The 22,929-nt window shown below is 69.4% G+C and carries 21 protein-coding genes; 9 read left to right on the plus strand and 12 right to left on the minus strand.

The window, feature by feature from the left end:
• Window positions 1-92: 92 nt before the first annotated feature.
• Window positions 93-2,183: an amino acid transporter gene (locus tag OUQ99_RS00865; RefSeq protein WP_267947493.1), complete on the plus strand. Its 2,091-nt coding sequence runs from the start codon at window positions 93-95 to the stop codon at window positions 2,181-2,183.
• A 309-nt stretch (window positions 2,184-2,492) separates the two neighbouring features.
• On the opposite strand, the gene OUQ99_RS00870 is transcribed toward OUQ99_RS00865, so the two are convergent.
• Window positions 2,493-3,647: a CapA family protein gene (locus tag OUQ99_RS00870; protein WP_267947494.1), complete on the minus strand. Its 1,155-nt coding sequence runs from the start codon at window positions 3,645-3,647 to the stop codon at window positions 2,493-2,495.
• Between the two features lie 979 nt (window positions 3,648-4,626).
• Between OUQ99_RS00870 and OUQ99_RS00875 the strand changes: the two genes are divergently transcribed.
• The 3 genes from OUQ99_RS00875 (at window position 4,627) to OUQ99_RS00885 (ending at window position 7,537) form a co-directional block, all read left to right on the plus strand.
• The gene (locus OUQ99_RS00875; protein ID WP_267947495.1) at window positions 4,627-5,667 is read left to right on the plus strand and encodes a chaplin family protein; all 1,041 of its coding nucleotides are present in this window, start codon (window positions 4,627-4,629) and stop codon (window positions 5,665-5,667) included.
• Between the two features lie 159 nt (window positions 5,668-5,826).
• Window positions 5,827-6,669, plus strand: coding sequence for an SURF1 family cytochrome oxidase biogenesis protein (locus tag OUQ99_RS00880; protein ID WP_267947496.1), 843 nt, complete (start codon window positions 5,827-5,829; stop codon window positions 6,667-6,669).
• 31 nt (window positions 6,670-6,700) lie between these two features.
• The gene (locus OUQ99_RS00885; RefSeq protein WP_267947497.1) at window positions 6,701-7,537 is read left to right on the plus strand and encodes a class I SAM-dependent methyltransferase; all 837 of its coding nucleotides are present in this window, start codon (window positions 6,701-6,703) and stop codon (window positions 7,535-7,537) included.
• A 22-nt stretch (window positions 7,538-7,559) separates the two neighbouring features.
• Here the strand turns inward: OUQ99_RS00885 and OUQ99_RS00890 are convergent, their stop codons facing one another.
• Window positions 7,560-8,120 (minus strand): RNA 2'-phosphotransferase, encoded by a 561-nt coding sequence (locus OUQ99_RS00890; RefSeq protein ID WP_267947498.1) that lies wholly within the window; start codon window positions 8,118-8,120, stop codon window positions 7,560-7,562.
• 212 nt (window positions 8,121-8,332) lie between these two features.
• Here OUQ99_RS00890 and OUQ99_RS00895 point away from each other — a divergent pair, with 212 nt between their 5' ends.
• Window positions 8,333-9,148, plus strand: coding sequence for a TIGR02452 family protein (locus OUQ99_RS00895; RefSeq protein WP_267947499.1), 816 nt, complete (start codon window positions 8,333-8,335; stop codon window positions 9,146-9,148).
• A 24-nt stretch (window positions 9,149-9,172) separates the two neighbouring features.
• Here OUQ99_RS00895 and OUQ99_RS00900 read toward each other — a convergent pair whose 3' ends face one another.
• Window positions 9,173-9,811, minus strand: coding sequence for a MerR family transcriptional regulator (locus OUQ99_RS00900; RefSeq protein WP_267947500.1), 639 nt, complete (start codon window positions 9,809-9,811; stop codon window positions 9,173-9,175).
• Between the two features lie 97 nt (window positions 9,812-9,908).
• Here OUQ99_RS00900 and OUQ99_RS00905 point away from each other — a divergent pair, with 97 nt between their 5' ends.
• Window positions 9,909-10,916 (plus strand): hypothetical protein, encoded by a 1,008-nt coding sequence (locus OUQ99_RS00905; protein ID WP_267947501.1) that lies wholly within the window; start codon window positions 9,909-9,911, stop codon window positions 10,914-10,916.
• A gap of 59 nt (window positions 10,917-10,975) precedes the next feature.
• Entirely contained in the window at window positions 10,976-11,227 is a 252-nt protein-coding gene (locus OUQ99_RS00910) for a Smr/MutS family protein (RefSeq protein ID WP_267950208.1), read from the plus strand.
• A 977-nt stretch (window positions 11,228-12,204) separates the two neighbouring features.
• On the opposite strand, the gene OUQ99_RS00915 is transcribed toward OUQ99_RS00910, so the two are convergent.
• The 9 genes from OUQ99_RS00915 to OUQ99_RS00955 all read right to left on the minus strand — a co-directional run bounded on the left by OUQ99_RS00915 (window position 12,205) and on the right by OUQ99_RS00955 (window position 19,976).
• Window positions 12,205-12,933 (minus strand): ABC transporter, encoded by a 729-nt coding sequence (locus OUQ99_RS00915; protein WP_267947502.1) that lies wholly within the window; start codon window positions 12,931-12,933, stop codon window positions 12,205-12,207.
• A gap of 20 nt (window positions 12,934-12,953) precedes the next feature.
• On the minus strand, window positions 12,954-13,748 hold the full coding sequence (locus OUQ99_RS00920; protein WP_267947503.1) for an ABC transporter permease: 795 nt from the start codon (window positions 13,746-13,748) through the stop codon (window positions 12,954-12,956).
• A gap of 5 nt (window positions 13,749-13,753) precedes the next feature.
• On the minus strand, window positions 13,754-14,467 hold the full coding sequence (locus tag OUQ99_RS00925) for an ABC transporter ATP-binding protein (RefSeq protein ID WP_267950209.1): 714 nt from the start codon (window positions 14,465-14,467) through the stop codon (window positions 13,754-13,756).
• A gap of 125 nt (window positions 14,468-14,592) precedes the next feature.
• Window positions 14,593-15,342: a response regulator transcription factor gene (locus OUQ99_RS00930; RefSeq protein WP_267947504.1), complete on the minus strand. Its 750-nt coding sequence runs from the start codon at window positions 15,340-15,342 to the stop codon at window positions 14,593-14,595.
• Window positions 15,339-17,180 (minus strand): ABC transporter ATP-binding protein, encoded by a 1,842-nt coding sequence (locus OUQ99_RS00935; RefSeq protein ID WP_267947505.1) that lies wholly within the window; start codon window positions 17,178-17,180, stop codon window positions 15,339-15,341. Before OUQ99_RS00935 ends, OUQ99_RS00930 begins: the two co-directional genes overlap by 4 nt.
• Window positions 17,177-17,620, minus strand: coding sequence for a lasso peptide biosynthesis B2 protein (locus OUQ99_RS00940; RefSeq protein ID WP_267947506.1), 444 nt, complete (start codon window positions 17,618-17,620; stop codon window positions 17,177-17,179). Before OUQ99_RS00940 ends, OUQ99_RS00935 begins: the two co-directional genes overlap by 4 nt.
• Window positions 17,617-17,880, minus strand: coding sequence for a PqqD family protein (locus OUQ99_RS00945; RefSeq protein ID WP_267947507.1), 264 nt, complete (start codon window positions 17,878-17,880; stop codon window positions 17,617-17,619). The genes OUQ99_RS00940 and OUQ99_RS00945 overlap by 4 nt, the downstream gene beginning before the upstream one ends.
• A complete protein-coding gene (locus OUQ99_RS00950; RefSeq protein WP_267947508.1) occupies window positions 17,874-19,706 on the minus strand; it encodes an asparagine synthase-related protein in 1,833 nt (610 codons plus the stop codon). The genes OUQ99_RS00945 and OUQ99_RS00950 overlap by 7 nt, the downstream gene beginning before the upstream one ends.
• A 138-nt stretch (window positions 19,707-19,844) precedes the next feature.
• A complete protein-coding gene (locus OUQ99_RS00955) occupies window positions 19,845-19,976 on the minus strand; it encodes a putative RiPP precursor (protein WP_267947509.1) in 132 nt (43 codons plus the stop codon).
• A gap of 837 nt (window positions 19,977-20,813) precedes the next feature.
• Between OUQ99_RS00955 and OUQ99_RS00960 the strand changes: the two genes are divergently transcribed.
• Together OUQ99_RS00960 and OUQ99_RS00965 are read left to right on the plus strand one after the other, a co-directional pair.
• Window positions 20,814-21,947, plus strand: coding sequence for a sensor histidine kinase (locus OUQ99_RS00960; RefSeq protein ID WP_267947510.1), 1,134 nt, complete (start codon window positions 20,814-20,816; stop codon window positions 21,945-21,947).
• A 138-nt stretch (window positions 21,948-22,085) separates the two neighbouring features.
• Complete coding sequence (locus OUQ99_RS00965; protein WP_267947511.1) at window positions 22,086-22,880, plus strand: VOC family protein; 795 nt, start codon at window positions 22,086-22,088, stop codon at window positions 22,878-22,880.
• Window positions 22,881-22,929 lie beyond the last annotated feature (49 nt).

Consider the following 22,929-nt stretch of genomic DNA (forward strand, 5'->3'; position numbering starts at 1 on the left):
GCCGGGCTGACCCCCGGAAGCGCCCCCGAGCAGGAGACTTGGGGGTGCGCCGGGCACGGCAGTGCCCGTGCCCGGCCCCGGGGGGAGACGCGATGCGACGGGACTCCGGCGGGAACGCCGAGGGGGGCTCCGGCCACGGCGGGGGCGCCGGGGAGCCCGGCCGGGCGGCCGCGGGCGGCGCCGGTGCGGACACGGGCGCCGCCCGCGCCGGCGGCGGGGACACCGGCCCCTACGTGTGGGAGGTCCCTCCCTCGGACGGCTCCCGCGCGCGCGGCGCCCTGGCGCGGTGGCTCCTGGCCAGGCGGGTGGACGAGGTGGGCGGCCCGGGGTCGGCGCCGCACGCCGAGCGCCAGCACTCCTGGTGGCGGGTCATGTGCCTGACCGGCGTCGACTACTTCTCCACCCTCAGCTACCTCCCGGCGATCGCGATCCTCACCGCGGGCGCCCTCTCACCCGTGGCGACGCTGCTGATCGTCGTCCTCACCCTGGGCGGGATGCTGCCCGTGTACCGGAGGGTGGCCGAGCGCAGCCCGCACGGCCAGGGGTCGGTGGCGATGCTGGAACACCTGCTCCCCGAGTGGAGGGGCAAGTTCCTCGTCCTGTGCCTGCTGGGCTTCGTGGCGACGTCGTGGATCGTCACCATCACCCTGTCCACCGCCGACGCCACCGCGCACCTGGCCGCCAACCCGTACACCCCCGCCGCCGTGGCCGACCACCCGGTGCCGGTCACCCTCGTCCTCCTCGCCCTCCTGGGCGCGGTGTTCCTGGCCGGGTTCCGCGAGGCGGTCCGGATCGCCGTCCCCCTGGTGCTGGTGTTCCTGCTGCTCAACGCGGTGGTGGTGGTCGCCGCGCTGGTGCGCATCGCGGTGGACCCGTCGACCCTCGCCGACTGGGAGGGCGCGCTCCTCGGGAGCGGCCGGGGGCTCCCGTCGATGGCGGCCACCGTCCTGGTGGCCTTCCCCCTCCTGGTCCTCGGCCTGTCGGGGTTCGAGACGGGCGTCAGCATGATGCCCCTGATCCGGACGGGGGGAGGGACCGGGCAGGAGCGCCTGCGGTCGCGGATCGCCGACACACGGACCATGCTGACCACGGCCGCCGTGGTCATGAGCGTCTACCTGCTGTCCACGACGTTCGTCTCCGGGGTCCTGGTCCCCCGGGAGGCGGTGGAGCCCGGCGGGCCCGCCGCCGACCGCGTGCTCGCCTACCTCGCGTACGACCTGCTCGGCAACGGGTTCGGCGTGTTCTACGACGTGAGCACGGTCCTCATCCTGTGGTTCGCCGGGGCCTCGGCCATGGCGGGCCTGATCAACATCGTGCCGCGCTACCTGCCGCGCTACGGGATGGCGCCCGCGTGGGGACTGGCCGTGCGGCCCGTGGTGCTGGTGTACACGGCCGTCGCGATGGCCATCACCGTGGCCTTCGACGCGGGGGTCACCGCCCAGTCGGGTGCGTACGCCACCGGGATCCTCGCCATGCTCGTCACCTCGGCCCTGGCGGTGACGATCCTCGCCCACCGCTCGGGGCGGCGGCGGGCGGTGGCCGGGTTCGGGTTCCTGACGGCGGTGTTCGGCTACGCGCTCGCCGACAACGTCGCGGCCAGGCCGGACGGGCTGCTCATAGCGCTGGCGTTCGTGGCCGGCACCGTCCTGGTGTCGCTGGTCTCACGGGCGCTGAGGAGCACGGAACTCCGGACCAGCAGCGTCCACCTGGACGAGACGGCGGTCAGGTTCGCCCTGGAGGCGGTGCTCCGGGGCCGGCTGCACCTGTTCGCCAACCGGCCGGGGTCCGGCGGGGCGGCCGGGTACGGGGAGATCGAGCGCGAGCAGATGCTCCTGCACCCGATCCCGCTCCGGACGCCGCCGCTGTTCGTGGAGGTCGAGGTGCACCACCCGTCGGAGTTCGCGAGCGTCCTGCGGGTGCGCGGGGTGGAGGTGGACGGCCACCGGGTCCTGCGGGTGCGCAGCCCGGCGGCCCCCAACGCGCTCGCGGCGGTCCTCCTGTGCCTCCGTGACCGGACCGGGGCCGTTCCGCACTGCTACTTCGCCTGGTCGGAGGGGTCGCCGATCCGGCTGCTGTTCAGGTTCGGCGTGCTGGGGGAGGGGGAGACCGCGTCGTTCACCCGGGAGATCCTCCGCGAGGCCGAGGAGGACCCCAAACGGCGCCCGGTCGTCCACGTCAGCTGAGGTGCGGGGCTGCGGTCGGCCCCCGTCCCCGGTCCGCGCGCGGGTCACTCCTCCCGGGCGGCGGCCCCGGCCGGCCGAACGTCCGGACCGGGGCCCGCCGACGGGCGCCCGCCCCGCCGGAGGGGGGCGGACGCCCGTCCGGTCCGCTAGGGCGTGTTCCGTGGATGCTGTCCGTCGCGAGCGGCACATCCGGTGCGTTCATCGCAAGGCCGAAGAAGGAGTCAGGGTGGGGTCCTGTCGACAGATGAGAACGCCGCGAGGGGCGTGCCGGGGCGACGCGCAGCAGGGCGAGTGTCCGCGGAACACGCCCTAGGCGGGGGAGTCGGTCAGGGGCAGCCCGCACCCGGCGCGCATGTCGAGCCACGTCTGGGCGGCCTGACCCGCGGCCTCGTCCTCGTAGGGGACGGGCACGCCGCCCTGGATCCGCGCCGGCGCCCAGTCCGCCCCGGTCACACTGCCCCGGTCGAAGGTGAGGGTGAGCACCCCCGTCTCGGCGGTGGGCCCCTCGACGTTGTAGAACACGAAGTTGCCCAGCCCGTAGTGCACGTAGGAGTCGCCGGTGAACCCGCCCGGGGACAGGACGTGCGCGTGGCCGCCGACCACGGCGGTCGCCCCGGCCGAGACCAGCTCCTCGGCGAGGGAGGGCGCGTGCGGCAGCGGGCAGTGCGCGCCCTCCAGGCCCCAGTGGAGGAAGACCACGACGTTGTCGTGCTCGGCCGCGGCCCCGGAGACCGCGTCGAGCATCCGCTCCCGCATCTCGTTCTTGGTGGAGGCCATGCCGGGCTTGCCCTCACCCGCGGTCCACTCCGCCACGAGGTGGTCGTCCATGACGTCGGTGGCGCCGAACAGGGCCACGCTCTGGCCGTTGACCTCGGCCACATGGGGTGTGTACGCCTCGTCGGCGTCGCGGCCCGCGCCGACCAGCGTGACACCGGAGGCCTCGCCGTTCTCCAGCGTGTCGATCAGTCCGTCCGTGCCGTAGTCCATGCCGTGGTTGTTGGCGACGGTGGCCACGTCCACGCCTCCGGCGGCCAGGGCCTCCAGGGCGCTCGGGGGCGAGCGGAACAGGAACTCCTTGTCGGGGGCGGGGGTGCCGCCCTCGGTGACGGCGGTCTCCAGGTTGACCATGGCCAGGTCGGCGGCGGAGAGCTGCGCGGAGACGGGGCCGAGCGCGGTGGCGGGGTCGGCCAGGCGGGGTTCGAGCATCCCCTCGAACATGACGTCGCCGCCGAAGGCGATGGTGAACGGCTCGTGGGAGGACTCGGACTCCGTGTCGGGGGAGGGCGGGGCGGAGGCCTCCGCCCCGGGGGCGACCGCGCCCTCCACCTCTTGCGTCTGCCCGTCACCCCCCGAGGAGCAGGCGGTCGCGGCCAGGAGGAGGGCGAGTGTCGCGGCGCCGGCCGACAGTGTCGTGCGCGTGCGCGTGCGCGTGCGCGTGCGGGGGCACGGGGGTACGGACTGCATTGCATGCTCCAGTGGGGGCGGGGGAAACGGAGGGCATGTCCTGAAAAGAGGACGCACATCATGCGTTTCCAGTTGGCCTTCATGAACGGATTGGCGGACATGGGCGTGCCGACCCGTCACCGGTGATCACCGGCAGTGCTCAGAGTAGGGCCGGCGGTCCCTTTTTCGTCGGTACGACATCGGCTGTATTCCGGTCGGTTTTCGGCCGCCCGCCGTCGATCGCACGCTCATGGCCAGCGGGTTCGGTCGAGGCCGCCGTGAGTGGGGTGAGAGTTTCCTGAGTTGCGGTAGAGGTCGTATTGGGACAGCGAAAGCATCATTTCGGCTGCTGTGAGTTCCTTTTTCTCTTTCCTTGGCGCCGGCATCGGAGGGGGTGGGGGTGTCGTGCGAAGGGTCCTTCCGTCTCCGGGAGTTCCGTGCGTCGCGCACGTCTATCCGCTCTTTTCTCTCCAACGCCGCATTGTTCTCATGGGGCGCAAGGGGGTGCCTTGGGGTATAAGGCGTACTCGAAGACCGGTCAAACTAATCAACGAAGGTGCTTAGTGGATTACGTACGGGGGTTTACCTGAAAAAAATTCATCATCTTTCATGGCTCTCTGTTGTTTTGTGTGTACCCTGAGTAGTCGTCCCCACGCCTGCGAGCAGCTGATATCTCTCAGAGTGACATACTGTGAGCGGAGGGTATTTATGGCGATGGCGGACATTGCCTGAAAACGCGTGCGAGCCCGCAGTGGCTTGCTAACGTTTCGGTCCGTCGGCGGTTCGTCCCCGGAAAACCACTTCGGAGAACGCCGGACCACGACTCCCACGTGCGCGGGTCACCCCGCCGTTCCACCGCTCGCCGGTGACGGACCCGCACGGTCGTGGCAGCGGGACCGCACGAGTGCTCCGCCGCGACGCGGACACCCGGTCCGCCCACGACCACCAGCGCCACGACCGGCGCAACCCAGGCTGTCTCCGTGAAAGGTCCTAGCCGCACATGCGCAACACACTCCGTTACTCCTTCGCCACCGTGATGACCGCCGGGCTGGTCATCGCCCCCGTCACGGCGGCCTTCGCCGACACCACCACCGACGGCTCCGGCGGCATCGGCAGCGGCAACCAGATCGTCGTCCCCGTGGACATCGAGGCCGATCTGTGCGGCAACTCGCTCGCGGTGCTCGGCATCTCCTCGGCCAAGTGCACCCGGGTCTCGGAGGTCCTCTACGAGGTCAGCGGCCAGGGCGGGGCCGCCACCAGCGGCGCCGGCGGCATCGCCAGCGGCAACCAGATCATCGTCCCCGTCGACGCCGCCGTCGACGCGTGCGGGAACTCCGTCGCCGTCGGCGGCATCTCCGAGGCCGAGTGCCTGGAGGTCGTCGAGGTCCTGGAGCAGGAGAGCGCCGACGCGCCCCGTGCCCTCACGGACGGCTCCGGCGGGGTGGCCAGCGGAAACCAGATCATCGTCCCCGTCGACGCGGCCATCAACGTCTGCGGCAACTCGGTGGCCGTCCTGGGCGGCTCCAGTGCCAAGTGCACCACCATCATCAACATCATCCAGGCCTCCCCCGAGAACGAGGGCGGACCCTCCACCAGCGGCGCGGGCGGTGTGGCCAGCGGCAACCAGGTGCTCGTCCCCGTCGACGCCGCCGTCGACATCTGCGGCAACGCCGTCTCCGTGCTCGGCCTCGCCCAGTCCGCCTGCATGGAGACCATCTCCGAGGGCGGGGACCCCGACCCCGAGACCCCCGAGGAGCCCGAGGAGCCGGGTGGCGAGACCCCCGAGGAGCCCGAGGCCCCCGAGGAGGAGCCCACCGTTCCGGAGGCGCCCCGTGAGGAGGACAGGGGCGAGGACGACTCCAGCGTCAGCGGCGACCGGCCCGCCACCCCCGAGCCGCAGGCCGACGAGCAGCTCGCCGTGACCGGTACCGCTCTGGGCGGCCTCGTCGCCGCCGCGGTCGCCGCGATCGGCGCGGGCGGCGCGGGCCTGTACTTCGCCCGCAAGCGCAAGGCGTCCGCGGCCGCCGGCCACGAGGAGTAGGAGGCCCGGGTCCGGCAGGTCCGGACCGGGGTCGGGGCGCGGGGAGGGGAGGCTCCCCGCGCCCCGGGCGCCCACGCGGGGCCGCCGGAGCCGGCGGCCCCGCGGCCGTTCGCGAGGGGCGGTGCGGCGCGGCCCGGAGCGTCTCATAACCTCGAAGACGTGCTCAAGGTCCTGTTGTCGCAACGCATGCTGGCGTTCCACGCGCTCGTCCTGGTGATCGTGCCCAGCTTCGTCTGGCTGGGCTTCTGGCAGCTGGACCGCTGGGAGCTGCGCAGCGCGTCCGTCAACCTCCAGCAGGACAACCTCGCCGCCGAACCCGTTCCCGTCTCGGAGCTGGCCGCCGTCGGGGAGGACGTCGCCCCCGGCGACCGGTGGCGCACCGTCGAGGCCTCCGGCACCTGGGACACCTCCCACGAGATCCTCCTGCGCAACCGCGACGGATCCGGCGGCGTCGGGTACCACGTCCTGACCCCCCTGGTCGGGGAGGACGGTACGGCCGTCCTGGTCAACCGCGGATGGATCCAGCGCGGTGAGACCGCGCTGGACGCCCCCGAGCCCCCGGCGGCCCCCGGCGGGACCGTGGACGTGACCGGTCGGCTGCACTTCTCCGAGACGGAGGAGAACAGCGGCCTGCGCAATCGCGACGACCTGCCCGAGGGGCAGCTCATGATGGTCGACGTCGACATGATCGCGGACGGACTGCCCTACCCGGTCTACGGTGGATTCGTCGAGCTCACCCGGCAGGACCCGGCGCCCGATCCGGCCCCCGAGCCGGTCGAGCTGCGCGAGGTGGACTCCGGCATGAGCGCCTCCTACGCCGTGCAGTGGTGGGTGTTCGCCGTCGTCGCCGTCGCGGGCTGGATCTTCCTCGTCCGCCGCGAACTGCGCGAGGCCCGAGAGGCCCGCGAGGACGGGCGTCCGGGGGAGGCGGCCCCCGCGGGGCCGCCCGGGCAGGAGCCGTCGGAGGCCGCCGCCGGGACCGGTGGCGGTACCGACCGTTGAGTCCCCGTCCACGGCACGAGGAGCCAGCCCCATGCACGACGAGACCGACTACCCGGCGCCCGGACACGTGGAGCGCCGCGACGTCGACGCGGGGGAGAGCGCCCGCGCCGGACGCCTGTGGTGGGACGGCGCCGCCGACGCCTACCAGGCCGAACACGGCGGCTTCCTGGGCGACGCCGATTTCGTGTGGTGCCCGGAGGGGCTGACCGAGGAGCGGGCGAGGCTGCTCGGCGAGCCCGCGGAGCTGCGGGGGGCACGGGTCCTGGAGGTCGGCTGCGGTGCGGGCCAGTGCGGCCGGTGGCTGCGCGCGAGGGGTGTGCGGGAGGTGGTCGCGTTCGACCTGTCGTTCCGGCAGCTGCAGCACTCGCGGCGGATCGACACCGAGACGGGACACAGCCTGCCGACCGTGCAGGCCGACGCCCAGAGGCTGCCTTTCGCCGACGCCTCCTTCGACGCGGTGTTCTCGTCGTTCGGCGCGTTCCCGTTCGTGCCCTCGGCCGACGACGCCCTCGGTGAGGCGGCACGGGTCCTGCGCCCCGGCGGGCGCCTGGTCTTCTCGGTGACGCACCCGGTCCGGTGGAGCTTCCCGGACGACCCCGGCGAGGAGGGGTTCACCGTCCACCAGTCCTACTTCGACCGCCGCGCCTACGTGGAGGAGGACGACGAGGGCAACGCGGTCTACGTGGAGCACCACCACACGGTGGGCGACTGGGTCCGGGGGATCGCCCGCGCGGGGCTGACGCTGAAGGACCTGGTCGAACCGGAGTGGCCGGAGGGGCTCGACCGCGTGTGGGGAGGCTGGGGGCCGGTGCGGGGCCGGATGATCCCCGGCACCGCGATCTTCTCCGCGGTCAGGCCGAAGGGCTGAGGGCCGGCCGGGACGCCCCGCCTCAGAGGCCGGGCGCGGCGGACCCGCCCAGGTATTCCGGGGGCACGGCGGCGACGAGCCAGACCCCGTTCCCGGTCACACGGAAGACGTGGCCGTCGGCGTGCATGCGCCCGGCGGCGACGGAGAGCACCACGGGAGTGCCCCGGCGGGCCCCCACCCGGCGGGCGGTCTCCGTGTCGGGGGACAGGTGGACGTCGTGGCGGTTCATCGGACGCAGGCCCTCGGCGGCGATGGCGGGCAGGAACCGGCCCACGGTTCCGTGGTGGAGCAGTTCCGGGGGGACGCTCGGCTCCCAACCGAGGTCGACATCGACGGAGTGGCCCTGCTGTGCGCGGATGCGGGTGCCGTCCGGGCTGAGGGCGAACCGCTTCTTGTCGTTGTTCCCGACCACCTCGGCGAGGGTTTCCCGGGAGAGGCGGATCCCGGCGTCGCGGCAGCCCGTGAGGAGGTCCTCCACCCCGGCCCACCCCTGGGCATCCAGACGCAGCCCCGCGAGGCCGGGGTCGTGGCGCAGGACGCGCGCCAGGAACTTGGAGGCGCGGACCCTCTCCTTGGTGTTCATGCGTGTGTTCGCCGGTCTTTCCACATAGGGATGATCCCGTGCGCCCGCCGTCGCGTGCCAGGGGTTTTCGGGCTGTCCGGATGCGGAAATCTTCTTGGAGGCTCGGGTCCGGGGGAGTAGTTTGCGTAGTTCGACCGGTATTCGGCCGACGACCGTCCGCCTCCAGGGACCGCGGGCCGGGCCCGCGCCGTGGACCACAGGAGGAGGGCCCCGTGTCCCAGAGGTTGCGTGCCGTGTGGCGGGAGACCCGCGACGCCTTCGAGCAGGGGCACTACCGGGTCGGGGAGCGGCTGGTGGACCTGTCGGGGGACCTGGCCGCGATGCGGGCGGGCACGCGGCTCTACCTGCCGGGTGAGCCGGCGGCCCCCTCCGGGCCGGGGATGCGGCGCACGACCCGTTTCGAGGTCACCCGGGAGAGCACGCTCGCCGCGGCCGGGCGACTGGCGTCCGGGCCGGGGCGGACCCATGTGGCGGCGCTGAACTTCGCGTCCGCCCGCAGGCCCGGCGGCGGCGTCGCCAACGGCGCGCGTGCGCAGGAGGAGAGCCTGGCCAGGTCGAGCGCCCTGTACGCCTCCCTGGTGCTGTGCCCGGAGTACTACGACCACCACCGGGAGCACGGGAGCCTGCTCTACACGGACAGGGTGATCTGGTCGCCCGGCGTGCCGGTGTACCGCGACGACGGGGGCGGGTGGCTGCCGGAGCCCCTGCTGGTCTCCTTCCTCACCTGCGCGGCGCCGAACCGGCGGATGATCGAGCGCAACCGGGTCGAACCCGCCGACCCCGTCCCCGGCGTCCTGGCCGCGCGGGCGCGCGGCGTGCTCGCCGTCGCGGCCGAGCAGGGGGTCGACCGGCTGGTGCTCGGGGCGTGGGGGTGCGGCGTGTTCGGCAACCACCCGTCGGAGGTGGCGGCGGCCTTCGCGGGGCACCTGAGGCCGGGCGGCGGGTTCGCCGGGATGTTCGAGCACGTGGTGTTCGCGATCCTGGACCGCGACGACACGGTGCGCGAGGCCTTCGCGGGGGCGCTGTGACCCCGCGCCCGGCGCGGGTCCGCGTCAGTCCCCGGGCACCACGCCGGCCCGCCGGGCGGACTCGTCGGCCTGTGCGAGCCTGCGCAGGACCGCCATGAGGGTGTCGCCGAGCACCGAGTACACGACGGCGCTCTCCAGGATCTCGTCGGTGCCGGTGACCCGGCCGATGACGTCGAGGTCCACCCGGGCCGCCTGCTCCATGGTGGCGGCGTAGCCGTCGAGGGCCTCGTCGTCGAGGGGGCGCCCTGCGCGGCGGTAGGTGGCGACCACCTCGGCCAGGTCGGCGGCGGCGCGGCTCTGGGGGTGGACGTGCCAGCCGCGCCGCTCGAACAGGGCCCGCACCCGGCCGTGGTCCTCCTCTTCGGCGGTGGCGACGCCCTTCGTGGCGGGCGGGAGCACGTGCATGGCGTGGCCGAGGAGTTCGTGGGTGATCGGAGGGTCGGGGGAGTCGACGCGGGCGAGGATCTCGCGGGTGGTGGCGATGGGCAGGCCGCCCACGTCGGTCAGGGCGCGGACCAGGCGCAGCCGGTGGAGGTGCCCCTCCCCGTAGCTCGCCTGGTTGGGGCCGGTGCGCTCGCCCCGGGGCAGGAGCCCTTCGCGGAGGTAGTACTTGATCGTCGGCACCGGGGTCCCGGACCGCTCACTCAGCTCGCCGATACGCATGGGCCCATCCTCGCTTCTTTCCCTTGCCACGTCCCGGTGCTTCATGGATAGTAAAGGTATCCGTAATGGATAGTGGAAGTATCCAAAAAGGAGAAGCGTGAACGTCCCGACCACCCCCCGCCCCGCCCCCGGCGCGTTCCTGCGGACCGCGCCGGACTGGCACCGCCCCCTCATGGCGACCGCCGCCCTGTGCGCGGTCGTCCTGGCGGCGGCCCTCGTCGGCCTCGCGGTGGACGACCGCACCCTCGTCGGCCGCCCGATCTGGCTCAAGCCGGCCAAGTTCGCCCTGTCGATCGCGGTCTACAACGTCACCCTGGCGTGGCTGCTCTCGCTGCTCGTGCGGTGGCGGCGCACCGGGTGGTGGCTCGGGACGCTCTTCTCCGCCATGGTCCTCGGCGAGCTGGCCGCGATCGGGCTCCAGGCCTGGCGGGGCGAGCTCAGCCACTACAACTACGCGACCCCGTTCGACGCGGCCGTCTACAACGCCATGGCCGCCATGATCGTCACCGCGTGGACCGCCAACCTCGGGATCGGCGTCCTGCTGCTCGTGCAGCGCGTCGGCGAGCGCTCCACCACCTGGGCGGTGCGGATCGGCACGGGGATCGCCCTCGCCGGAATGGCCGCGGCCTTCTTCATGACCGTCCCGTCCGACCAGCAGATGGTCGCCCTGGAGAACGGCGGACCGGGGGACGTGATCGGGGCGCACACCGTCGGCGTGGCGGACGGCGGGCCGGGGCTGCCGGTCGTGGGCTGGAGCACGGTCGCCGGGGACCTGCGGGTCGCCCACTTCGTCGGCATCCACGGGCTCCAGGCGCTCGTCCTGCTCGCCCTGCTCCTGGTGGCGCTGGGCCGCCGCCACCCGCGGCTGGAGCCGGACGCCGTGCGGCTGCGCGTGGTCGCCGTGGTCGGATCGGCCCACGCGGCGCTCCTGGTCCTGACCGCCTGGCAGGCGCTGCGGGGCCAGTCGGTCGTGCGCCCGGACGCCGTCACCCTCCTGGCCGCAGCACTGCTGGCCGCGGCGACCGCGGCGGGCCTGTGGTGGGCGCTGCGCAGACGCGGGGGCGGGAGCGGCCGCGAACGGAACCGGGCGACCGGGCGGGCCTGAGCGGCCTCCGCGGCCGGTCGGCCCGTATCATCCGTGTGACCGGACGCGGAGGAGGCACGGTGCGGCTCAAACTCGACCTGCACGACATCTTCAACAAGGGCCGCGATATCGACAGGGCCCTCGCCGACATCATGGACGAGGCCGAGCGCACCGGGGCCAGGACCGTGGAGATCATCCCCGGCAAGGGGTCGGGGCAGCTGAAGAAGCGGGTGCTGCGCTACCTCGACCGCAAGGACGTCAAGGCCCGCTACCACCGGGTCGAGAAGGACTCCAAGAACTTCGGCCGTCTCTTCATCCACTTCAAGCGCTGACCCGGGGCGGTCCGAGCACGGCCGCTCCGTGCGATGCCCCGTGCCGTGAGCGGGCTGCTACGGGCCACCGGGAGTCTTGAGGGCCCGTGACGAGGGAGGACACAGTGGGTTGCCCCGCCGTTCCCCGGCAGGGCGGAGTGTCCCGGAGGGTGGGGGTCTGCATGCCGGTTTCCCGGGGGCGTGGCCGTCGTTCGACCAGGGGCGCCACGTCGAAAGGCGCTCCGGGCTCAGGCGGCGCTGGTCAGAATCCGGAACGACTTCCGCGGACCGAGACCGACACCCAGGCGCAGCACCATCCATATCCCGGAGTAGACGCGGACCCGTTCTCGGCGGACCGTCACCAACATCGGCTTCCAGTCCCAGCCGGGTCTGGCCTGGGAGAGCATCTCCTGTATATGCGGATCTTCGAGGCTTCGGCTCTCCAGCCATCCGCCTCCGATCTTCTCGACAGTTCGAGCCAGGTTTCCGCACCTTGCACAGCTGCTGTCGAACAATAAATAGTTTGCCAACAGAAAAATCCCTTCCTGGTGTTCCGTGCGGCCTTGACTGTCCGATACAGGGTGGCGGGGCAGTGGTGCCCCGTGTGCCAGGGGCTCCCGGAGTCCGGTCCGCCGTGCAGCCTCACTTCGGAGCGGGGCGGTTCTGCCGGTGCTCCCGGCAAGGCGCCCGTTTCCACCGAGTCGTCCGTTCGGCGGGGCGGCCCTGCCCCGTTCGGGGCCGGGCGGTTCCGAGGGCCCCGGGGTCGGTACCGATTACTCCTGGCGGGACGCCCGGTCGGTCCGACGGGTTTTCACCGGGGTGCTTTCCCGGCGATCAACCGCCAAGGGTGAGAAACGTGATGATCAGGGCCAGGGCGATGACGCCCGCAATCGACCAGACAACGGTCTTCGTTCCCTGCTTCATTCGGTATACCTCTCCTCGTGTTTGTTAAGGTGCCTCCCGGCGCGGGGGTGCCGGGGAGTTCTCGTCCGAACGGTTCAGGCGTCGCGGCGCACCAGGAAGACCGCGTACACGGCGAGGGCCACGAGAGCCCAGACCGCGAGGGTCAGCGCGGCGATTCCGGGTGGAAGCTCATGCACGTCGTAGGCGGGGGCTCCGATCAGGCTCAGGCCGGCCTGGTCGGGCAGGAGCCTGAGCGCTTCCGGCCACTGCAGGACGCCGGTGGCGACGACCAGGGGGAGGGTGATCAGGATCCCCAGGGGCGTGATCGTGCTGCGGAGGAGGCCGGCGAGGCCGAAGGCGATCACCGACATGAACGCGTACACCGCGATCCACCGTCCGAGGTCGAGGAGAAGCTCTCCCGCCCCCGACCCGGCCGAGACCCCGATGAGCAGTCGCGCGGGGGCGAGCACGACGACCGCCGCGGTGAGCACGGTGGTGACCATCGCTCCCAGCTTCCCGAGCACCAGGGCGCGGCGGTCCGGGGTCGCGGTGAGGCTCATGCGAAGCTGGCCTCCGCGGTATTCGCTCGCCGCGGCGTGCACGGGCAGGACCAGGAACGCGTACACCGGGGCGAGCATGAGAGTGCCGAAGGAGGACAGCGTCGAGGGCCCTTGGGAGCCTCCGGTGTAGAAGGTGACCCCCGACGCCTCGATCACCGCCAGGAGCGTGTTCGCGGCCAGGGTGACGGCGAGCATGGTGATGCCGACCGGGTTCGTGATGATCTTGGTGATCTCTGCGGCGGTGACGTCGCGTCGACGGATCACGGGCGGCTCGGTCCTCGTGTTCACCTTGCGTCCCTCCGCTTGACGGCGAGCGTCGCGACGACAGAGGTGACGAGCGCCCAGCCGGCCAGGACTGCCGCGCCGTGCCCGGCGCTGCCGGTCAGCGGCGCGCCCGCGTCCCGTCCCTGCAGCAGAAGGTTGCGCGCCGCGCTCAGGGGCAGGAACGCGTCCACGGCGGGCGAAACCATCGCGACCACCTGGGCCATGGTCAGCATGATCAGGATCACCGTCGCGATGATCCCGGTCAGAGTGCGCCGGGTGATGAGGGTGATCCCGGCGCCGATCAGGGTGAACGTCACGGTGAAGAGGAGCAGGGCGGCCTCGGCCGCCAGCATGTCCGTGCTCCACAGCATGCCGGGGTTCCAGTTCCGGACAGCGATGTACATGAAGGCGTTGGCCATGGCGATGCACACGAGCCCGAGCACGAGCGCGTAGGCCGTCATGGCCGAGAGCTTGCCCAGGACCAGGCGGAGGCGGTGGGGAACGGCGACCAAGCTCAGGCCGAGCTGCCCCGCCCGGAACTCCGTACCCGCGAGCACCGCGCCGAGGATCGGGAAGAGGAGGCCCGGATTGAAGACGCTGACACCGAGCGTCTGCCGGAGTTCCGTCTCGGCGTGAACGGCCCTTCCATCGACCTCGGACATACCGTCGGGCCGCACGTTCGCGACGGTGTCGATGTTGAATCCGAGAGTCTGGTACTGGAAGAAGACGTTGAGGGCGAGGATGACGCCCGTGATCACCCAGACGCTCGGGAGGGTCAGGACCTTCGTCAACTCGGATCGGACGATGCTCAGCACGCCGATCACCAACTCTGCCCGGGCTGGCTGCCCGTCAACGAGAAGAACGCGTCTTCGAGGGAGGCGTGCCCCTCGGTGATCTCGCTCAGGGAGCCGTTCGCGATGATGCGGCCCTTGTCGATGATCACGATGTCGTCGACCGTCTCCGCGGTCTCGCCCATGAGGTGGCTGGACAGCAACACGGTGTTGCCCTGGTCGGCATACCGTCGCAGGAAGGTACGGATGGTCCGGATGCCTTCGGGGTCGAGGCCGTTGACCGGCTCGTCGAGGACGAGGATCCGCGGCTCTCCGAGCAGGGCCGCGGCCAGCCCCAGCCTCTGTTTCATGCCCAGGGAGTACTTGCCCACCCGCACCTTCGCCGCTTCGGAGAGGCCGACCGTCTCCAGGACCTCGGAGATCCGCCGGGACGGTATGCGGTTGGACTGGGCGATCCAGCGAAGGTGGTCGACTCCCCGGCGTTCCGGCACGGCCGAGGCGCCGTCGAGCATCGCACCGACTGTCCTCAGGGGCTGCCGTAGCGATGTGTACGGCCGGCCCTCGATGAGCGCCGTACCGGAGGTGGCCCGGTCGATCCCGAGGAGAACGCGGAGCGTACTCGACTTCCCGGCCCCGTTCGGGCCGAGGAAACCGGTGACCCGTCCGGGGGCGGCGCTGAAGCTCACCCGGTCGACGGCCACCTTGGGACCGTACTTCTTCGAAACGTCCTTGACTTCGATCACCGGCACCAGACCCCTTGTGTCGACCGCCTCCTCCGTGCGCATCGAGCTTCACACGCCGGGCCCCGCCGCGCTGACACCCGAAAGTGGACACCTGGCGGCCCCGGTCCGTCCGGGCGGGGCCGGCCTCAGCCGAGGACGCCCGCCTCGTAGGCCAGGACGACGAGGTGGGTCCGGTTCTTGGCGCCGAACTTCTCGAACATGCGCCGAAGGTAGGTACGCACGGTCTCGTTGCTCAGATGGAGTTCTGCTGCGATGTCCTGGCTCCTGTGGCCGGCTGCCAGGAGACGGCAGATCTTGATCTGCTGCTCGGTGAAGGACGGGTGTCCGCCGTCAGGCGGTCCGGCCGGGGCGGCGCCGCCCCTGGCGGAGAGGCGACCGAACAACCGCGACGTCACGTCCAGCGCCAAGGACGCGTGTCCCGCGTGGACGGCTCTGATCGCGCTCAGTATCCGGACGGGCGAAGCGCTCTTCAGGAGGAAGCCGGAAGCGCCGAATCGCAGGGCCTCGTGAACGTATTCGTCGTGGTCGAACGAAGTGAGCATCACGGTTCTCGTCGAAAGCGAATTCCGTCGCAAATCGCGGACGACGTCGATGCCGCTCGGCCCCGGCATCTCGATGTCGAGCAGCAGGACGTCCGGCTCCGAGGCGGCCAGCCGCTTCACCATTCCCTCTCCCGTGTCGGCTGTGCCGACCAGGTCGATATCGGGAACCTTCGCGAAGAATTTCTTGTAGGCGCGCAGGAATCCGTCGTCGTCGTCCGCCATGAAGACCCTGATGGAGGACCCGGGGTGCGTCGGTCCTCCGGCCCCGGCCGCGTCGACGACGGCGATGTCCTCCCTGGCGGGAGGAGAGGGTTCATACACCTGCGAGCTCATGTCTTCTCCGCGTGCCCCGAGAGGAACTGGTGCTTTGCGAGCTCATTGTACAACTCGCAGCTCTGGATCAGTTCGTGGTGGGTTCCCTGGGCGATGACGCGTCCCATGTCGAGGACAATGATCTTGTCCGCCGAGACCACGGTTGAGAAACGATGGGCGATCACCAGCGTTGTCCGGTCGATTGCCGAGAGGTCCAGGGCATCCCGGATCAGGGCCTCGTTGCGGCTGTCCAAATTTGATGTCGCCTCGTCCAGCAGCAGCACGGGGTTCCCGGAGAGCAGAGCCCTGGCGATTGCCAGACGCTGGCGCTGTCCACCACTGAGGCGCATGCCCATTTCGCCGATCTGCTTTTCGAGATAACGGCGTCCTTCCTCGCGGTCCTGCACGAGCCCGACTTGTCTCAGAGCGTCGATGCACTCGGTGTCCGTCGCTTCTGTGTCAGCCAGCATCAGGTTCTCTCTCACGTTCCCGGAAAGTACAACGGCGTCTTGATCGACATATGCTAGCTGCTTCCGGAGTTTATCGCGTGATAATTCCATGACGTCTTGTCCATGGAAGAGTATCCGACCATCGGTCGGTTCGTAGAATCGCTCAAGAAGTGAGAACAGGGTTGATTTGCCAGCGCCGGACGGCCCTACGAGGGCAACGGTTTCCCCCCGTGCGACGGAGAACGAGACGCTGGAGAGCGTCAATTCTGTGGTGTCGGGGACGCTCGACGTCGGTCGGTCATACCGGAACGATACGCCTTCGAATCGGAAGACTTCGTCCGCATGCCCGGCGAGGATACTGCTGTTTGCAGTCTGGATGTCCGGTTCTGTGGGCTCGGACTTTATCTCTAATATGCGCGCCAAGGCGCCGAAAGCTTCACCGAGGGAGGCCACGACATTCCCCACCATCGCGATCGGGGTCACCATGAGCATCAAGTACATGATGAATGCGCTCAGTTCACCGGTGGTGAGCTCCCCCGACGCGACCCTCAGGGCGCCGAAGCCGACGATCACGATCAGGAGAACCTGCACGGCCACACCGGACACCGTCTGCAGCAGCGCGCGCAGACCTGCTGCCCTGAGGCCGGCTCGGCGGACCTCCGAGGCCATCGCCATGGCCTTGTCGGATTCCCGGCCGACCGCCCGGGCGGCTCGCACAGTCTTCATGGACCCCAGCGAGCGCGAGACGCTCTCCGCGAGAGCACCCAGCGCGTTCTGCATCTGGAGCCCGACCGGCCGGGTCTTCCTGCCGAGAGCCAGGACGACGACGAACACGACCAGAACCGCCACGAAGGAAAGGCCGAGCAGTACGGGGTCGATCAACGCCATCATGACAAGCGATATCAATACGGTGATCGTGCTGATGGCAAGGTCGATCAGGCCAGATGTCAGGAAGGTCCGTGTCTCGGAGACGTCTGTCGTCACCCGCGTGACCAGGTCTGCCCGGTCCCGGAAGTCAAGCCTGGCCATCGGCAGCGAGTAGAGGTGCTTCACCAGCCGTTCGCGGGAATCATAGGCGAACCTCTCCCCCGTTCGTTCGATCACGAGTTCGCGAACCCCGGTCAGCACTGCGCTGACGAGCAGGAGCACGACCAGCAGAGCCGCCTCACCCAGAGGGAGGCCGCTCTGGAAGGTGTCGACCATCCTGGACACCACGAGAGGCTGGACCGCGCCGGCGGCGGTGCCGAGGGTGCCGAGGAAGAAGGCGATGCCGAGCGGAACGCGGTACGGCCTCAGGAGCGGCAGGACGTCACGAAAACCGGCGACCGGGCCGTTCGAGGGGCCAGGCGCGCCCCCGTCCCCGGAACGGAGCGGGTCTCGGGGGTCTGTGTCCGTGTCCGAGACGGTCAATTCTTCTCACCGCCTGAGGAGGCGTACTCCGGGGTGCACACGAGCATCTTGCGGAACCCGCCCAGATCGGCGGACTCACCCACGGGGCGACCGTCGATCTCGACCCAGGCATGTGCGGCGAAGGGCCTGTCCTGGACGCCGGTGCACCAGGTGACGCCGTAGCCGTGCCACCTCGCCAGGAGCGCGGTGGCTATCGACCGCGGCAGACAGCCCTCACCGGCGCACAGCGTGCTGACGGAGACGACCAGTCCCCGGTGGTGTTCCACGTCCTCCACCGCTGGTCTCCCGCCGTTGCGCACGACCAGGCTCATGAGCTGCTTGATCCGATGCGGCTTGAGCTGGCTGACGACGAGCGCCAACCCCACACAGGCGCGAGAACGGAGCAGCGCTCCGCGGGAGGCGGACTCCGCTGCCGGTTCCGGTAGGACGGGGCTGCTCACGCTATCCTCCCCTCGACGAGACGCGCCTTTTTCATGTCCCGGAGAAGCTTGCGGACGTCGCGTCGCGCGACGTCCGGGGGCACGTCGAAATCAGTGGTGACGGTCAGGACGAGTTCATCGACCGACCGTTCTACGTCGAGGGCCTCGGCAAGTCGTATGCCAACCGCGTTCAGATGCCAGTAGGTTCCTCTCTTCGTGTCCAGCAGCAGAGCGCCTTCCTCGTTTGCGCTGATCTTGACCGTGGATTTGAGCTTTACCATGCCTGTGTTCCTCCCGCGGCGATTCTGATCTTTTCTTCGCGGACGTTCCGAAGCCATCTCTCGGCGAATTCGAGGTCAACGACTTCCGAATATGCGATCCCGTCTGCCGAGTAGGAATCAGATGCTCTCACCACCTCTTCGTTCTTCACGAGCCCCATGTCACCGAGTAGCGACCCGCCGGAGAAGGTGTCGTGTGCGCGGTCGAGTATCGTCCGGTGGTGGTCGAACACCTCAGGTGTGTAGTCCCCCTTGTCGCGGCGCAGAAAGTAGTCGAGGCCCATCTCTTTCGGTCTCGCTGCTGCAAGCAATGGCTTGGCCGGATACTGTCGCGTTCGATCCCTGTGATTGAGGGAAAGTGCTGCTTCGACGACTCTTCTGTCGAGATACGGGCTGTCGAACTGGACCTTGTCCGACACGTAGTTCATCCTCCTGTTCACTGCCCCATGGACGGTGAGATAGGAGAGTATTTGATGGGCTGTCCGGTCCGGGGACAGTTCGGCGACTCCTTTCCGGAGCTCGGACAGGGCGAGGTTGCTCACCTGCTCCCTGGTTGCTTCGGTGAAGAAGCTGGGGAACCGTGGCACCTGGATCCAGCTCGAGTAATCAGATGCATCGTGAGCTGGATACGAGAAGTTCCCCGAGGCGATCCGGCCGAGCTCATAGGAGAAGGTCCTCCGATCCAAGAGCATTCTGATCAACGCTGGTACAGGGATGCGGTTCATCGTCCGGTACCGCCAGATCCAGGCGTACCTGCCCCGCCCACCCGACCTGAAGTAGGACCAGATCATGCTTGATACCTGCCCGAAAAGGGCGTCCCCTGCGTGTCCGTTCAGATGTAGGGTGCTTCCGGTACCCCCGATATGCTTCTCAATGGTGGAAGCCGATGCTATGGCTGTCGACAGTGCTCCAGGCCCCTCCGGAAAGATAGAGGGTGAGGCCGGGATCTCCCCCGTGATGTGGTCCAGAACCGACTGGTAGGGCACCTTTAAATGATGGGAGGAAATCTCACGCGCTGCGCGGTCCGACCACGACCAGTCGTTGTTTGATTTATCCCTCGACTCCATGAAGAAGGTGTGGAGATTCAGTCCGATGCTGGACAAGAAAAAGCCCAGCGTTGTGGAGTCCAAGCCCCCTGAAAGGTCGGCGCTGACTGCAGGACGGCCTTCTGTGCGTGACCTCAGTGCTGTCTCGATCCCTGTGGAGAGCTTGTGTTTCAGTTCATCCAGCGGCTGGTCAGCCTTCGGTGGGCGCCACCACAGACTTCTTCGGGGTTCGGAATCTTTGGCGATGTGTAGGTATTCTGCAGTCCCCAAGGCGTCGACGTTGAGCCATATCGGCCGCCGCATGAAGGGGTGGGACACCTCGGCGTTGGCGAGGCGCGTGGCGAGTACGCTGTGATCTAACTCGAAACCGTTGAGAGCGGCGAGTGGATACTGTTCGTCGCTCACTACCACAAGCCCGTCGAACCGCGTCCAGAAAAGAGACCTCGACTGAAAGACTGGAGCATAGGCGTGGAGTTCCTCGCCGTTGTGGGCGAAGAGGAGGACATCGAAGTCCACGAGCTCGTCGGCGAGGTCCTTCGTCTGTGAAAGGGAGGAGATCCTGTCCGTTTTCTGTGTGAGATCCCCGCCTTTTAGGCAGGCGTGGCCGGTGACGACGAAGTTTAAATTCCTGTTGTGCGATGTCAAGAACACGCCGCTGGCTGGACTGCCCAGTATCCAGGGGCGTCCGGAGCGATGATGACAGAGCACAGGACCCACTGTGTCCTGGAACAGCGACAGGGTGCGCTCATGAATATCGGTGTCGGGGAGGATGAATAGCGCCACGATCACTCCTCTCGTGCCGGTGGTTTCATTTTGCGTCTCGGGGCTCGTCCTGAATTTCTGTAGAGCGGTATTCTCCGATCTCGCATGGGAGTACGGGGCAGCACTCCAGGAGTGCTGCCCCGTACTTGTTCAGGTCGTTCAGCAGGCGGGGCTGGTCGTCCACAGGGCGCGGAAGCCGAGGATGTCATTGCAGCTCAGGCGACCCAGCGACTTCGTAAGCTTCTTGAACGAACCGATGTGGGTAAGAGAGGGGGAGGTGTACTTCTTCATGGTCTTTCCTTTCTTGGAGAACTGGCGGATCCGGCGGGGCAGCTTCCTTCAGTCTTCCACGGGCGCCAATACAGGTCGTAGGATGCCCCCGAAGGGGCAATGGCTTCCCCAATGACCGTGGCTGTTTGGTCGGAAAGGGCTGTAGGCAGGCCTGCTGATCCGCCGGCCCCGGTATGCGGACGAACGTTTGTCCGTCCGTAGGGAATCTAAGTGAGTTCTCCCGCCCAAGTCAATGAACCTCCGCCGCCACGGTGGATGTCTTTCCTTCTGGAAGTGCAGGTCACGGCGTTGTGAACGTTCGCCCCGGGCTTCACTCGGGGAAAGAAACCCCTGGTGGGGGAGTGTTCTTGCAGAAATCTTCGAAGGAATCAGGGATGAGGCGCCCTCCGGGGCTTCGTGGGCGCTCTGCGGTAATCGTTCTACCCTTATTGAACTGGGGTTACTGGAACAGACATGAGGAAACAGGTTCGATAATCATGAACAAATGATCTTGTATTGGAGGCGGGTACGTTCTGCAATGAATCGTTTCCGTTGCGTCATCAATCCTATTCGCCTCGTCGTCGGGCCGCCTGCTGCTGAATCGCATGTCTATGCATGCGTGAATGGACGCATGTTGTTCAAGGTGAAATTGAGAAATTTGTGAACCAAAGTTTTCCGAGCAGGGGGGTGAAGGAGGGATTTCGTGGACGGGTACTCCTCCATCAGAGCCCGGGTGGGCCCGCACCACCCTGATACGGGCCTCCGTACGGTGGCGGTTGGAAAGGCGCTCGCCGAGGACGGGTGCGGAGGGTGGGGCGCCGTGGCCGGCGGTGCGGGCCGCTGTGGTGGGATCGACGCATGTTGAGAGATGCTCGGGAGGCGTCGGGTCGGCGCTCCGCCGCCTCACGGCTGGTGGACGCCGCCGTGTCCGCGGCCGTCGTGCTGGTCTTCTGGATCCCCCCGGTGCTCGGCCTAGCCCCGGGAGGGGACCGGCTGCTCGGCTCCTGCCTCGCGCTGCTCGTGGGCGGCGCCGTGCTGCTCCGGTGGAGGTTCCCGGCTGCCGCGGTGTCCGTGGCGCTGGCCTCCACGGCGGTGGGATGGCTGCTCTCCGCCACCACCGATCCCATGGTGGGGGCGGCCTGGTGCCTGTACCCCCTGGCGCTGCGGGGCGGGTCCCGGGAACGCGACGCCGGCTCCGTCGTCCTGGGGGTCCTCGTCCTGGTGTCCCTCGTGCTGGGGGTCAGCTCATCGGCACAGGACGCGATGCAGGGGGTCGTGTTCGGCCTCGGCGCGATCGGTGTGGCCTGGCTCCTCGGACGAGCCGAGGCGGAGCGGCTCGGTGCGGTGCGTCGTGCCGAACGCCAGCAGGCCGAGTTCGAGCACGTCCGGAGGGAGGCCGCCATGGCCCGCGAGGTCCACGACGTCGTGGGCCACGCGCTGAGCACCATCAGCGCCGAAGCCGCCGTCGCGCGGGCCGTGTCGTCCTCGGAGCGGGAGGAGCTCCTCGAGGCGCTGGAGGACATCGAGCACCGGTCGCGTTCGGCCCTGGTCCAGGTGCAGGACCTGGTGCGGGCGCTGCGCCGACGTGACCGTGCTCCGCTCGGCGGCGGCGGGAACCACGCCGCCGCGCTTCGTGAGCTGGTCGCGGCGGCGACGGTGAGCGGCCTGGAGGTGGATGCCCACATCGACCTCCCGGAACACGGAGGGGAAGCCGCCTTCGTCGCCACCCGTGTCGTCCAGGAGGCGCTGAGCAACATCGTTCGGCACGCGGCGGCCGAACGGTGCGAGCTCATGCTGGCGCCGGTCGGGGGCGAGCTCGTCGTCCGGGTCGACGACGACGGCGTCGGGATCCGGGCCGGCGGGAGCGCGGGCTCGGGGATCGCCGGGATGCGCGAACGGGTCGAATCCGTCGGAGGGCGTCTGACGGTGACCAGACGTCTGAGCGGAGGGACGCGTGTCCTGGCGGAGCTCCCGCTGGAGGTGCGGCGCTGAGCGCCTCCCCGACCGCGTTCCGGAGCGGCCGGGCCGGCCAAGGTGAGTTGTGAGAGTCTTTGCCGCCCCGATCCCCGACGGGCCGGTCGGCCGGGTCACACTCGGAAGTGGTGTGCGTCCGATGGAGAAGGGGTTCTGATGATCACCACCGACTTCCTGCCCGGTTCACCCTGTTGGACCGATCTGTCGTCGCCCGACGTCGAGGCCTCGGCCGCGTTCTACCGGGAGCTGTTCGGCTGGCAGGCGGTCGAGGGAGGCCCCGACAGCGCCGGGTACCGGTACCTGCTCCTGGACGGCGCCGCCGTGGCCGGGCTCGTGCCGTTCATGGGCGAGAGTGAGAGGCCCGCCTGGACGGTCTACTTCTCCGACCCCGACGTGGACGACACGGTCCTCACGGTGGAGCACCTCGGCGGAACCCTCGTGGTGGAGCCGTTCGACGTCCTCCACCGCGGGCGCATGGCGGAGTTCACCGACCCTCAGGGCGGCTACGCCGGGCTCTGGCAGGCGAGGGCCTTCCGGGGGATGGAGGCCGCCGACCGCCCCGGGACGCTGTGCTGGGTCGAGCTGTGGACCCCCGACGGCGACGGTGCGCGGGATTTCTACGCCGAGCTCTTCAAGTGGTCCTACACCGGCTTCTCCCTGCCGGGGGAGGCCGGGACGTACACGATCGTCACCCCCGCCGGGCAGGGGCGGGACCGGGCGCACGGCGGGATCATGCCGGTCGATCCCGCTCAGCTGGCCGCCACCGGGGGCGCGGCGGACTGGCACCCGGTGTTCGCGGTCGAGAACTGCGACGCGGCCGTGGAGAGGGTCCGATCGGCGGGCGGCCGGGTGTACACGGGTCCGGAGAGCACACCGGGGGTGGGGCGGCTCGCCCTGTGCGCCGACGTGTTCGGCGCGGGGTTCGTCCTGCTCGCGCCCTCGCCGATGTGAAACCGCGCCCGTTCGGGGCCGGGCCCCGGCGGGGACCGCGGCCGCAAGG

It is taken from the genome of Streptomonospora nanhaiensis, from assembly GCF_026642255.1.
GTDB lineage: Bacteria > Actinomycetota > Actinomycetes > Streptosporangiales > Streptosporangiaceae > Nocardiopsis > Nocardiopsis tropica.

Bases quoted from the DNA above. Each gene is read 5' to 3' on its own strand.
- OUQ99_RS00865 (WP_267947493.1), top strand. From the start codon at position 93: ATGCGACGGGACTCCGGCGGGAACGCCGAGGGGGGCTCCGGCCACGGC.
- OUQ99_RS00870 (WP_267947494.1), bottom strand. From the start codon at position 3,647: ATGCAGTCCGTACCCCCGTGCCCCCGCACGCGCACGCGCACGCGCACG.
- OUQ99_RS00875 (WP_267947495.1), top strand. From the start codon at position 4,627: ATGCGCAACACACTCCGTTACTCCTTCGCCACCGTGATGACCGCCGGG.
- OUQ99_RS00885 (WP_267947497.1), top strand. From the start codon at position 6,701: ATGCACGACGAGACCGACTACCCGGCGCCCGGACACGTGGAGCGCCGC.
- OUQ99_RS00890 (WP_267947498.1), bottom strand. From the start codon at position 8,120: ATGAACACCAAGGAGAGGGTCCGCGCCTCCAAGTTCCTGGCGCGCGTC.
- OUQ99_RS00900 (WP_267947500.1), bottom strand. From the start codon at position 9,811: ATGCGTATCGGCGAGCTGAGTGAGCGGTCCGGGACCCCGGTGCCGACG.
- OUQ99_RS00930 (WP_267947504.1), bottom strand. From the start codon at position 15,342: ATGAGCTCGCAGGTGTATGAACCCTCTCCTCCCGCCAGGGAGGACATC.
- OUQ99_RS00945 (WP_267947507.1), bottom strand. From the start codon at position 17,880: ATGGTAAAGCTCAAATCCACGGTCAAGATCAGCGCAAACGAGGAAGGC.
- OUQ99_RS00955 (WP_267947509.1), bottom strand. From the start codon at position 19,976: ATGAAGAAGTACACCTCCCCCTCTCTTACCCACATCGGTTCGTTCAAG.
- OUQ99_RS00960 (WP_267947510.1), top strand. From the start codon at position 20,814: ATGTTGAGAGATGCTCGGGAGGCGTCGGGTCGGCGCTCCGCCGCCTCA.
- OUQ99_RS00965 (WP_267947511.1), top strand. From the start codon at position 22,086: ATGATCACCACCGACTTCCTGCCCGGTTCACCCTGTTGGACCGATCTG.